The organism is Raineya orbicola (assembly GCF_002843425.1).
GTDB lineage: Bacteria > Bacteroidota > Bacteroidia > Cytophagales > Thermonemataceae > Raineya > Raineya orbicola.
This window is the reverse complement of the sequence record NZ_NKXO01000057.1, coordinates 1-12,695: the sequence shown is the minus strand read 5'-3', so window position 1 is coordinate 12,695 and position 12,695 is coordinate 1. Positions and strand designations below refer to the sequence as shown.

At 35.3% G+C, this 12,695-nt stretch carries 9 protein-coding genes; all 9 read right to left on the bottom strand.

Annotation, left to right across the window (positions count from 1 at the left end):
- Positions 1-66: 66 nt before the first annotated feature.
- On the bottom strand, positions 67-753 hold the full coding sequence (locus tag Rain11_RS12900) for a DUF6602 domain-containing protein (protein WP_101359786.1): 687 nt from the start codon (positions 751-753) through the stop codon (positions 67-69).
- A gap of 985 nt (positions 754-1,738) precedes the next feature.
- Positions 1,739-4,831: an efflux RND transporter permease subunit gene (locus tag Rain11_RS12890; RefSeq protein WP_101359784.1), complete on the bottom strand. Its 3,093-nt coding sequence runs from the start codon at positions 4,829-4,831 to the stop codon at positions 1,739-1,741.
- A gap of 5 nt (positions 4,832-4,836) precedes the next feature.
- Entirely contained in the window at positions 4,837-5,949 is a 1,113-nt protein-coding gene (locus tag Rain11_RS12885; RefSeq protein WP_101359783.1) for an efflux RND transporter periplasmic adaptor subunit, read from the bottom strand.
- Between the two features lie 15 nt (positions 5,950-5,964).
- A complete protein-coding gene (locus Rain11_RS12880) occupies positions 5,965-7,269 on the bottom strand; it encodes a TolC family protein (protein WP_101359782.1) in 1,305 nt (434 codons plus the stop codon).
- A 71-nt stretch (positions 7,270-7,340) separates the two neighbouring features.
- Positions 7,341-8,711 (bottom strand): sensor histidine kinase, encoded by a 1,371-nt coding sequence (locus tag Rain11_RS12875; RefSeq protein WP_101359781.1) that lies wholly within the window; start codon positions 8,709-8,711, stop codon positions 7,341-7,343.
- Positions 8,708-9,388 (bottom strand): response regulator transcription factor, encoded by a 681-nt coding sequence (locus Rain11_RS12870; protein WP_101359780.1) that lies wholly within the window; start codon positions 9,386-9,388, stop codon positions 8,708-8,710. Before Rain11_RS12870 ends, Rain11_RS12875 begins: the two co-directional genes overlap by 4 nt.
- A gap of 516 nt (positions 9,389-9,904) precedes the next feature.
- Entirely contained in the window at positions 9,905-10,405 is a 501-nt protein-coding gene (locus Rain11_RS12865; protein ID WP_101359779.1) for a DUF1648 domain-containing protein, read from the bottom strand.
- 182 nt (positions 10,406-10,587) lie between these two features.
- On the bottom strand, positions 10,588-11,811 hold the full coding sequence (locus tag Rain11_RS12860; protein ID WP_101359778.1) for a TRM11 family methyltransferase: 1,224 nt from the start codon (positions 11,809-11,811) through the stop codon (positions 10,588-10,590).
- Positions 11,808-12,488, bottom strand: coding sequence for an MvaI/BcnI family restriction endonuclease (locus Rain11_RS12855; RefSeq protein WP_101359777.1), 681 nt, complete (start codon positions 12,486-12,488; stop codon positions 11,808-11,810). Before Rain11_RS12855 ends, Rain11_RS12860 begins: the two co-directional genes overlap by 4 nt.
- Positions 12,489-12,695 lie beyond the last annotated feature (207 nt).

The window sequence follows — 12,695 nt, the reverse complement described above, 5'->3', positions numbered from 1 at the left end:
TGTCCTAACGGGCGTAGAGAGTTCTCTTTTTTTAGGTATGGTTTCCTGTTTTTGCAATATTGCCTCTTAAATGATACCCAATATCCACAACTTGTAAAAACTATTCAACTTTTGTCGGAGGACTAAAAAATCTTCTATATTGTATAAAGAGTGTGGGCTTGCATCATCTTTCCAATATTTTAGGAACCAGTCTTTGTTCAAGCTTACGTGATTGACTTTGTATTTTGAAAAATGTGCGTCAATGAAACCATCATTACTTTGTAAATAAGAATTCACAAAAGCATTTTGGTCAAAGTTATTTTCGTATCCTTCAAATGAAAATACACCATTAAAGAACTTTTGTTTTTTGTCGTCCTTTCCGCTGAAAATAAATTGACCATTTTCATTTGCTTGTCGTAGAACTTGACTAATTCCTTGATTTTGCAAATTGGCTTTAACTTCAATTATACCTTTGACAGCGTCAGGTGTCAATATTACAAAGTCGCCCTCTTTGAATAAAACAGGACTTGCGTCATCATAAATTATAAGGTCAATTTGTCGTGAAGTTAAATGCTGTCCACGATTATTAGTTTGCTTAATAACAAAACCGGTTCCAATAGTAAATTTTTCAGGCAAGAAACGTCTGATTACATTTTTAAGAACTGCTTCTTTGTATCGACCATCTTCACCCCAATGAGTAATAAGATTTCTAACTTTATTAGTTAGTGCTAATAGTTCTTTCGTTGTTGTCCTGTGATAATCAATTAAGCTCATTTTGTCGTCTTTTAAAATGCCCTATAACGTTTTCGGGCTTTGCGAAGGTGGCGATTTTCAGCACAAAACTACCTACGAAGAACGAACTTCAAATTTACGAAAAACTGTCATACGAAGCACTGCACCGCCACTTTTGCAAAACCCGTGTTGGCAGCTGGTGTTCTGTCTTTCGTGTTTGTAAACAATTGTCACTATTTAGTTTAAGTGTCATTACTTGTGTCGTGATGGACTGTGCGATTACGTATTTTTTATTTTTTGAAGGGAAGGAAGATTTTTTAATTACTCACCTTGAAGTTTGTTTTTTTATGGTGTTCGTGAACCGTAAACGGTTTCAATTTTGTCAGAGTGTGAAAGGTGGAAGTTCTTTTGCAAACTTTGGTCTGCGGGTTGGCTTGTAGCGGATTGCAAATGTGCTTACACCTGTGGGTGGGTTATTCCAAGAACAATTTGTTTAAGAAATATCTTTCTTTTTTGTCGTCCCAAGTCAACCAAGTTTTTTTCTTTGTGGAATTGATTTTATTTAAGAACGCTGAATTATCTGCATATATGTTTGTTAAATTCTTCATTTTCAAATGACAAATTGGTTCGTTCATTGACTTGCTGAAATAATACGAAGCTTTAGTCGGGGAATATATAATGTAAATGATAAGTCCCTTATCGCAAAGAACCTTGTAGTGTTTGTTTTTATATATCCTAATGAACTTCCCACGGTGGTCGGTATATCCCCAAATGTCAGCACGTTTGTATACTATGCTTGTATCAGGTGTTTTTAGTTCGGGATCTTTGTTTGTAAAAAATCCTTTTGGCCAAAGTGTGTAACCTTTTTTGTACTTCGGGAAACCATGAGTGATTTTACCATTGATAAAATCATCATATGTCAAATAAAGACCAGATGAATCATTGGGTAGTTCAACTGCTCTCTGGGCATACAACGAGCAATTGAAAATTAATCCCGAAAGAAGGAATATTGCATAAAATCTAAGAATCATTTTCTGTGCTCTGTTTTACGATAAGCCCAATAAAATACTTGCGGTAATACTGTCAGTGAAAGAATCATACAAATAAGTAAACCACCCACAATCATTATGGCTAAGGGTTTTTGAATTTCAGAACCCATCCCTGTTGAAAGTGCAGCAGGCAATAATCCCATTGAACCCATAAGGGCAATCATTACAATTGGACGAATACGACTATGAACCCCGTTTGAAATGGCTTCGTGTAAGGTCATTTTTCGCATATTTTCTTTCATTACAGCAATCAAAATGATACTGTTAATAGTATTTACACCAAACAGAATAATGAATCCGATACCTGCTGAAATTCCAAAAATAGTTTGGGTAACCCATAGTGAAATGAAGCCACCAATAAAGGCGTAGGGAATGGTGCTTGCGGCAATCAATGTATCTTTAATCGTCCCAAAATTGAAGTAAAGCAAGAATAGTATTAGTAACAATACAGCAGGAACAATCACTGCTAATTGTTTGCTTGCTCTTTCCTTGCTCTCAAACTCACCTGCCCAGACTAATTTATTGGATTTTGGTAATTGCACATTTTCTGCTACTTTCTTTTTAGCTTCTGCAATGGTGCTTCCTAAATCTCTACCCTCTATACTGAAGCCAACAGCTATGTACCGGCTGCTTCCTTCACGGTAAATAAATGTTGGTCCGGTAATGAAATTGATATCAGCAATTTCACGCAAAGGTATTTTCTTCCCGCTCATTGTAGGAATCAATATTTCTCTAATCTTTTGTTGATTGTCTCTGTATTCTTTTTGAAAGCGAATACGCACATCAAACATTCTTTCATTTTCGTAGAAAGTTGTTGCTGCTCGACCGCCGATTGCCATTTCTATTACTGCCTGTGCATCTGCCATGGCCACACCATATTTACCCATTTTCTTTTCATCTAATTTGATGCGGAGTTCGGGCAATCCAATATTTCTATACACATTCAGGTCAGTAATCCCTTCAACATTTCTTAATATATTAGCCACTTGGTCGGCATATTTTTCCAGTTCGAATAAATCGTCACCGAAAATTTTTACGACCAATGAACTTTTTACTCCTGCCACATATTCTTCCACGTTGTCCTGAATGGGTTGACTGAATCCGAAAACGATTCCAGGATAGGTTTGTAAAACCTTCCTCATCTGATCAATCAAATCATCTTTATTTATACTACGCTTCCATTCTTTTTCAGGAAATAATTGTATGTGAAATTCGATATTGAAAAATCCGGTTGGGTCTGTTCCGTCATTGGGTCGTCCTACTTGATTTAATACAAATTTCACTTCTTCAAACTCACGAATCTTTGCTTTCATTTCTTCAGCCAGCCGCTTCGATTCCTCAATATTCACGCTATTGGGTAAAGTAGCCCTTACGTATATAGCTCCTTCATTGAGTTTAGGGATAAATTCAGAACCATAAAAAAGAAAGCTAATGGTACAAATAGCCAATATTGAAGCAAAACCAATGAGCGTAATTCTTCTCCTTCGGTTACTCCATAAAAAGAGTTTGAAAAGGTTGTTACGGAAAAAGCGGGAAATGAAATTCTCTTTTTCTACAATGTTTTTCTTCAACAACACTTTGCAAAGTGCAGGAACATAAGTAATACTTAGAATTAATGAGCCAATCAGTGCATATCCCAAAGTAAATGCTAATGGAGAAAACATTTTGCCTTCCACTTTTTGAAAAGAGAAAATAGGAAGAAGTGCAACTATCAGAATAATTTGAGCAAAGACAATATAGGTTGCAACGCTTCCTGCACTTTTCTTTATTATACCCATTTTGCTGATTCGGTTGAACTTATCCATACCTAAATGGTGGGCTTTCCGCTCCATTGCCACGAAAACAGTTTCAACAATTACAAGTGTTCCTTCCAACAATAGTCCAAAATCAATGGCTCCCATTGAAATTAAATTGGCGGGCAATCCTTGAATGCGAAGCATTACAATAGCAAATAGGAACGAAAGCGGAATGACTGAAGCAACAATAACCGTAGTTCGCCAATTGAATAAAAAGATAAATACAATAACGGAAACCAATAAAATACCTTCTACGATATTTTTGCTAACGGTTTTAACTGTGGCGTTCACTAACTCTGTTCTGTCAATAAAAGGCTCTATCTTTACATCTTTAGGTAAAATTCTTTCGTTTAGATCTGCGATCTTTTCTTTTACTCTAGCAATTACTTCACTTGGATTCTCTCCCCGAAGCATTACCACAATTCCTTGAACCAAATCTTCTTCGTCTTGCAAGCCCACGACTCCCAATCTTGGTTTGGCAGCTACTTTTACCTCAGCTACGTGTTTTACTAAAATAGGAGTTGTTCCCTTGGTTTCAATCAAGATGTTTTCAATGTCTTCAATGCTTTCTAACAATCCCACGCCACGCACAACATAAGCTTGTGAACCTCTTTCAATCACGTCTCCCCCAACGTTTACGTTACTTTTTGAAACGGCTTCAAAAACTTCTAAAGGAGATAGGTCATAATTGGCCAGTTCTGTTGGATTGATTTTGATTTCATAAATCTTTTCCTCACCGCCAAAACTTACTACATCTGCCACACCGGGAACTGCGACCAATTCCCTTTCAATCACCCAGTCGTGAATAGCCGTAAGTTCTTTTATGGGACGCTTACTTTTTATTACATAACGAAATATTTCACCCGTTGCACCATAAGGTGGTTCAATACTTGGGTCTGCACCAACAGGTAAATCAACCCCTTGCAAGCGGTTGGCAGCATATTGTTGGGCATAAAAATCATCTACATCGTCTTCAAAAATTACAGTTACTACCGACAAACCAAATAAAGAAATAGAACGAACACTCGCCTTTTTGGGAATGGTATTGACAGCCTTCATAATGGGTAATGTGACGAACTTTTCTACTTCTTCAGCACTTCTTCCAGGCCATTGGGTGATGATTCTCGCACGGGTATTGGTTACATCGGGAAAAGCCTCAATAGGTGTATGAATGTAACTGATGATACCTGCAATCAATAGCAATGTCGTGAGAAAAAAAATGATTATTGAATTCTTCAGTGAAAACGCAACTATACCTTGAACAAATTTCTGCATAACAATTAGTTGTTGAAGTTTTTAATCTGTTCGTAAATTAACAGGTGGTTCTTCGTGATGATTTTTTCGTTTTCACTTAAACCGCTTGATAAAAAAGTAGTGCCGTTGCTCTTCGTGAGAATTTCAACTTGCCTGACTTCGATTTCACAATCATTTTTATACACCACTACATAATTTTGATTATTGTCAAAAACCATTGCTGTTGTTGGAATACTCAACGCTTCGGTTTTCAGTTCTTTTAATGCGTTTACATCAACCAACATACCCGGCTTTAATTTCAAGTCGGTATTTTGCAAAACAACCCTTGCTTTCATCACTTTTGCATCAGCATCTAAAACCTGTGAAATGGCTGCAATTTTTCCTTTAAATAGTTCGTCAGGATAAGAAAGAGTTTTAATGTTTACCTCCATTCCAGGTTGTATATTCTTTACATTGGTAGCATACACATTTACCAAAACCCAAACTTCATTCAGGTCTGAAATGGTAAATAAGGGTTCGCCTTCTGCTGATATTTGCTGACCTGCTGCAATAGATTTTGCAGTTACGATACCAGTGGCAGGAGATTTAATAAGGAAGACGCCTTTTTCTGAACTTGCACTGAATAAACTAAGCGTGGAAAGGATTTTTTCACGTTCTACCTTTAATATGGTCAGTCCACTTTCGGCCTCCATCAAATCTTTTTGAGATGCTACACCGTCATCAAACATAGATTGAACCGATTGCACTTTTTTCTCCGTTACTTTAATTTGTGCGTCTATGGTTTTAGATTGCGATTGCAATTCCAAAAGCTGCGAACTTTTTAACTCGGCTAATACCTGCCCTTTGGTTACTTTATCGCCCAAAGAAAAATAGGTGTTGGATATGATGCCACCTACTAAACTCACAAAGTGAATGACTTTATCAGGATTTGGTTCTACTGCTCCAGTTAGTGGAATGCTTTCTGTAACGATTTGCTTTACAGGACTTGTTGTTTCAATTTTTGATTTGAAATTTTCGTCTAAACAATAGGGCTTGTTTTCAGTAATGGTGCTATTTTGCTCTGAGTTTCCGCAACTTTTCAAAAGTAAGATTGCTAACAAGCAACTGATAATGGTGTTCTTTAGTGATATATTGTTCATTTTATACTGATGTTTTTATTTAATCAAATCCGTTCCTACAGAAAAATTCAATTCCTCTGCTTTGTCATTTACTTCTTTACCCGCTTCTAATATGATTTTTTTGTTTTCAAGATAAGCATCTAAAAAGTCAAGGTATTCAAGCAAACTCATATTGCGATTTGTGAAATTCTTGGTGTAGGCATTCAGCAAGTCGTCCAATGTTTTTTCATAATCAGGCTCAATACTTTCGTAAAATTGGATGGCAGCATTCAAGTTTTGCCAAGACAATACTATTTCATTGGTTATAGTCAAATTCTGCTGCTCATAACGTATTTTTGATTGTTCAATACCCAACTTGGCATATCGGATATTTCCCTGATTTCGGTTAAATACCGGTAAGTCCATTGCCACACCAAACCCAATGAAATTATACATAAAGTTACCGCCTCGGTCATAGCCTCCTTTTAGTGTTACGTTTGGCGTTCTTTGGGCTTTTTCGTAAGCATACAATTTGCTAAAATAGGTTTGGTCTAATTCCGCAATTTTTAAATCGGGTCTTGTTGATTTTGCAGTATCTAATAATACTGTAAGACTTATCAGTTTGAAAGATTCCGTGTTTTTCAAATACGCATCATCTGTTAAAATTAATTGCACATTTGCGGGCAAACGCATTAGTAATTTGAGTTCTTTTTGAGCTTCATTAATTTCTTTGTTCAACTCATTGATTTGCTTTGAAAATTCCAATTCCAAAGCTTTCAATCTGATGTATTCTCCTTTTGGGATATTGCCTAAATCAACTTGTTTTTGATAGGCTTGTGTCAATTGCCTGATGCTGTTGATTTGATTTTGGTAAATGTTTCTATTGAATTGCAGGTATTGTAATTGCGTAAGTTGCTGGCGGAATTCAATTTTCAGATGTCGCAATAAATCCTCGAAATACTGTTTTGATTTATCTACGTTTACTTGCTCCAAAGCCATCAACTTTTTTCGTTTTCCGGCAGTGAGAATCAATTGTTCTATAGAAAAACTAATTTGTTGGTTTCTTCCCAAGTTACCGCCATTAAAGCCTTGCAATTCTTGACCAAAAACGCCTAATTGCTTTTGGGTTGCCCAAAGGTTTATTTCATCTAAAGAAACTGTTGGATTTGGCCATAGCTTGGCTTGTAGAACCATTGCTTCGGCTTTGGGCACTTCCAACCTTTCAGCAATGAGCAACAGGTTTTCTTTAAGAAAAACGGCTTCACATTGTTGACGGCTTAGTTTCAAGGTATCTTGAGCGACACCCTGAAATGAAAAATAAAGGAATAGAATTGTTGTTGCTCCGTATTTTGAAATCTTCATTATAATCTGCACTTGATTGAAGTGCAAAAGTCAGAAAAGCAACCTTAAAAAGACCTTAAAGCCGATAAAATTTAGCTTAAAGGGAAAGAGGTTTCAAAAATATTGAGATTCGTATCAGGACTTGAATAAGCAATTTTTGCGTTGTGCATTTCAAAAATTCTTTTGACTAACACCAGTCCCAGACCAAAACCGGTTTTGCTTTGGCTGTTCTGTCCTCTGAAAAAATGATTGAAAAGAAATTTTTCTTCTTCTATAGAAATCGGAATGCCCGAATTTGATGCAAAGACTATCAATTTTTCAGAATCTGAACAGTCAAATAGAATTTCAGCTTTTGCATTGTCGCTGTATGTAATACAATTTGTTAGAATATTCAGGAATGCTTGTTTAATTAGTGGTTCATTGGCTTTGATTGCAAGTTTGGTTTCGCTAACCTGTTTAGGCGTATAGTTGACCTCAAACTTAAAATCAGGATAAATGATGTTGAGTTCTGCAATGATGTCAAAAATTAATTCATCAATCCGAAAAGTCTGTTTTGTTGTTTGCTTGGCTGATTCAATTTTTGAAATCTCTAATAAAGTATTGATGATATTGCCCAATGATTTGGTTTTGACAATTTGAGTCTCAATAGCTGTTTTAAGTTCTATTGAATCCGTTTTTTTCTCTATGCGTTCCAACTCTGAAACCAAAACGGCAACCGGGGTTTTTAACTGATGGGAAATATGGTGAATCGTGTGTTTCTGAAAAGCAAAAGCCTCATTGGTTCTTTGAATTAATTGATTGAATCTTGTGATAAGATATTTCAGTTCAAACGATTTTGATGTCACCTGCAACTCTTCAATGCTCTCATTGGCAATATCCAACTTTCCAAGTTGTTCTGCAATTTCGGTAATGGGCTTTGCAATTCTTTTTGATAAAAAAACAGTAACTAGCAAGACAATTATTGAGATAATTGCAGTAATTGCAATAAGCACATTTCTAAGAAATGCCAGTTTTGTATAACCAAATGCATCATACGCTTTGCTTATGGCATAAAAGTGATTTTCTTCATTTTGAATATAAACTGCAATGATATCGTATTTATCTTCTTTTGTTTCAACCCATTGTTTTGCAGGAGATAAGCTATTTAGAAGGTTATCTGCATTGTTAATAGGCAAATCATCAACACTTTGATAGATTAATGTTTTATGCTTGTCATAAATCAACATCTTTTCATCATAAAAATCGTGGATTGTATGCTTATCCATTATTGCCGTCAGGTTTTCAGTCAAGTCCTTATACTCTGCAATTAAACCAAGGGTGTATTTTATTTTTTCTTTTTGTCTTTGCTGAAATTCCTCCTGCCGATACTCAGAAAATAAAAAGTAAATGACAAGCGATGACAGAATTGTTAAGGCAATTGTAGTTGTTGAGAAATAGAGTAATATTTTGTTCCTTATTTTCATTTTGTATCAAGGTAATAGCCAAAACCTACTTTCGTTTTGATAGTGTTTTTCTTGAATGGCTTATCCAATTTGTTGCGTAGAAAGTTGATGTAAACTTCAATAGTATTGGTATTGGCTTCAAACGAACCTCCCCAAATTTCTTTCACCAAATCTGCTTTTGAAACAATTTCACCCGGTTGTTGAATTAGTTTTAATAGTATTTGATATTCTCTTGGGGTTAAAACAATCTCAGTACTATTCCTGAATACTTTTTTAGTCGAATCATTCAGCGTAATATCATCAAAGGTAAAAACAGGTTCCGTTGAATATGTATTCTTTCCTTTTCTTTTGATTAAGGCGTTTACTCTTATAATTAATTCCCTCATAAAAAAAGGCTTTGTTAAATAGTCATCTGCACCACAGTCAAACCCCTGAACCTTGTCTTCCAATTCACTGAATGCCGTCAGCATAATTACAGGAGTTGTAATGTTGTTTTTTCTGAAATGTTTGCACAATTCAAATCCGTTTTTGCCTGGCAAGTTAATGTCAAGAATAATGCAATCAAATTGCTCTCTTTTGGTAGTTCGTTCTACCAACGACCCGTCAAAAAGAGTCATTACATCAAAACCTTCCGCACTGAGAGCTTCACTTATATTCTTGTTTAGTGTATGGTCGTCTTCAATTATTAAAACTTTCATAGATGTAAAACTGCATATTGTATTGAATATTGTTTAGAAATGCGTTGGCAAAAAATGGCTCTTTTGGTTTTGTGATGCGTAGGCTTGTGTGTCGGACAAAACCAAATGTGCCGTTTTCGGGGTGGCAATAAAATTACTCACTTTATTTATTGTTTTAATTGGAGTTCGTGAATCGCTTCGCTTATTTGAATTAAAAAATTGAGCGGTGGAAAAAATAAAAAATACAGAAGTGTATGCAATGAGTGTCGGCTTACTCGTTGTCCGTTTGTTATATCGTTTCTATGTACATGGTCACCTGTCAAAATGGTTTACTTTTTCTATTTTGTCAAGTGTTTGTTTGTCGCTGCACGGTCTGTTACACTTGCTGCCAACGGTTCGGGGCTTTGCGTTCGGGCGGGTTTCGGAGCACAAAACTGTCAACCTGCACTGAACTTGAACAGAAGCACAAAGCTCCAAGTTTGCACCTCACCCCGCCTGACGCAAAACCCGTGTTATAGCCAGTGCTTTGTCTTCTAGTCATTGTTTTGTTTTGAGTGTTTTAATTATGTAATAAGTCATCGGAATAAAAATTAGTCCTAATGTCATTGGTAAAAACCAAACACCAAGACCGTCCGCTTGTCCGTTTGGATTTTGAATTGTCTTGAAAGCAATTAGTCCGAAAATGATAACAATAATGAATTTCAAATACCTAATCAGTCTTGTTGCATTTGTGTATTGTCTTAGTGCGTTGTCTTGCGTTATGTTGGTTGGATAATTAAAAATGTGAGGAAACTTATTTAGGATTGTCATCCCTATGAATAGAACTGTTGCAATTAGAGGCAAAGTCAAAATAGTTTTTTTCCCACCAAATCCGTCCGCTTGACCTGCACCGTTATAATGGATTGGAATTGTGTCGGGCAAGTTTGAATAGTTTATGATTGTCAAACCCCAAATTGCTAGAATTGAAGCCCAACCAAGAATTTCAAGCATCTTGTCAAATGTCGTGAGTTCTAATTTTAATTTTGGTCTTTCACTCATTGTTTCTGTTTTTATTCGTTGTCGTTTTTTAGCATTGGCTATAACGTTTTGCGGCTTGGCGTAGTGGCGGATTTTTAGTACAAAAGTTCAATCGAAGAACTGCACTTGAACCTACCACAAAACTGTCATACGAAGCACTGCACCCGCCATTACGCCAAACCGCTGTTAGCGGTAGTTCTTTTTTATTTTTCACAAACAACTATATATTCTTTTGTCATTGTTCCTTTTCTTTGTCCTACCTTATTTGAAGGTGAGTTTTGTAATGGCATAGCCTTATTTCCTAATAGCCTTTCATAAGTTATTATGTGTCTAAATCCATAATTTTCAAATCTTTCAGCAATAAACTGGTCAGTTGGGAGTTGAATGTCTTTTACAGTTCTATTGCCTACAATATAAATGATTTTACCTTCTTTCTTTACACTGTTTGCTACATCTTTAATCGATTTATCGAGGTCAAAATAGAATGAAGATACCTCTAAAGCCCTACGTGTTGACTTTTTTGAAATTTCGTTAATAAAATCTGTAATTATACTATTTGGATAAATCTCTTTTACAGGACTACCACCCATTAACATATTGTCAATTTGTCTTGCATATTTTATTCCAAACCATTGATTACTGAACATTGAAAATTGACCATAAGCAACCGTTGTAAAACTATCTCCATAAGGCGGACTTGTTAAAACAATATCGAATTCATTATCTTTTTTAGGGAATTTGCTGTAACTAATATCAATTTTAGCACCATTTAATTTTGGTAAATAGTATTTCTCATAAATATCAATTACTTTATTGAGTTTGTCAAAATAAACACCAAAAACATCAGGATTGAATTGCAGTAATTCTTCAGGTTTTATGCGGTATAGTTTAAATTCGTGATTTCTTGTATAGGAACATTCTCTAATTGTTTCCGAAAGAGGAACCAAAAATAATCTTCTAATGTCAACTTGGATTTTATCAATGAAATGTTTTAAAACAGATAAGTTTTGCAAAACAACTTTTGAAAACCAAAAATCAATGTTATAATGTTGAGGTATATCAATTTTTTTTAGGTTATCTTCAATTTTTACAAATTCATATACTCTGTTCCTAAGACGCTGTCTAATGTCTTTAGCTTTCTCTATGTCAACTTTAGTAAATTTAGCTCTTGAAATTAAAACTGCGAGGGGGTTAATATCAAAGCCATACATTTCTGTTAACCCTCTATCAAGCCCTACAGTAAAGGAAGAACCTGAACCACAGTAGGGGTCAAGAAGTTTCCCTCGTTTTATTTCAAATTCTTTAAATAATTCAATCCCAATTTGAGGTATCATTGTTGCTGGATACTTATGTATGTTGGGATAACTTGTTGAGTATGATTGTCCAATAAAATCATACTTTTCATTTCTTACTACTTTATATTTCATAGGTCAATTATGCTTTGAAAAAGTAAAGGTAATTTATCTTCATATGTTCTAAATCCTGTTCCGTGATTGCGTGCCATCGTCCCTTTGTCGTGAAGTCTTAAATCAACAAGAATATTTTCTTCTCTAAATTGGTCCGCCAATAATTCAGGAGAAGTTCCTTTCATAAGTTGTGCTCTATAAAAATGGAAATATTCAATACCATCACGTTCCTCAGTAAATGCAGAAACAAAAAGTAAAGCTGGCATTTTTTGCATAAATCTATCAGCTAATGTTTGTAATTGCCAAGTAGCAATTACTTCGCCTGAAATATGTCTTACTGAAATTTCGGTTTTTTGAACATCCAGAAAAAGTCCAGCGCTATTTGGTTTAAGCGACATTGTGTAATATAAACCTTGTCTCCCGTCTTTATCCAAACTGCCATATTTTTTAACAGCTTCAAGAGGTGGCATCTTCCAAACTTTATTATTAAACGTAAATAGTGTTATTAAGCTATTTCCTTTTGTTCTATGAGCTTTTAGTTCAGCCCCTTCTATATCGGGGTGTGCATCATTATTTTCAAAAATGCCCAAATGAGTTTCCAAAGTATGCCCAATTCCTGTTGGTCCTTTACGGGTTGTCGGAATAAAACCTTTATTTTTAATTTCTTTAAATTTTGTTTTAAACTCTTCAATTGTCATTTTATTATGTTCTTTTTTCCAAAGTTATAAAATTATATAAGTTTAATTTTCAATGTATCTCGTTTTTTTAGAATTACCGCTAACGGTTTGCAAATAGGCGCAGGCAGGGATTTTACCACTGAGCTTCCTACGAAGAACTGAACTTCAAATCTATCACTTCCCTTTCTTACGAAGCACTTCAACCCTGCTTGAGCTTATTTGCTGTTA

Bases quoted from the DNA above. Each gene is read 5' to 3' on its own strand.
- Rain11_RS12900 (WP_101359786.1), bottom strand. From the start codon at position 753: ATGAGCTTAATTGATTATCACAGGACAACAACGAAAGAACTATTAGCA.
- Rain11_RS12865 (WP_101359779.1), bottom strand. From the start codon at position 10,405: ATGAGTGAAAGACCAAAATTAAAATTAGAACTCACGACATTTGACAAG.
- Rain11_RS12885 (WP_101359783.1), bottom strand. From the start codon at position 5,949: ATGAACAATATATCACTAAAGAACACCATTATCAGTTGCTTGTTAGCA.
- Rain11_RS12880 (WP_101359782.1), bottom strand. From the start codon at position 7,269: ATGAAGATTTCAAAATACGGAGCAACAACAATTCTATTCCTTTATTTT.
- Rain11_RS12875 (WP_101359781.1), bottom strand. From the start codon at position 8,711: ATGAAAATAAGGAACAAAATATTACTCTATTTCTCAACAACTACAATT.
- Rain11_RS12855 (WP_101359777.1), bottom strand. From the start codon at position 12,488: ATGACAATTGAAGAGTTTAAAACAAAATTTAAAGAAATTAAAAATAAA.
- Rain11_RS12870 (WP_101359780.1), bottom strand. From the start codon at position 9,388: ATGAAAGTTTTAATAATTGAAGACGACCATACACTAAACAAGAATATA.
- Rain11_RS12860 (WP_101359778.1), bottom strand. From the start codon at position 11,811: ATGAAATATAAAGTAGTAAGAAATGAAAAGTATGATTTTATTGGACAA.
- Rain11_RS12890 (WP_101359784.1), bottom strand. From the start codon at position 4,831: ATGCAGAAATTTGTTCAAGGTATAGTTGCGTTTTCACTGAAGAATTCA.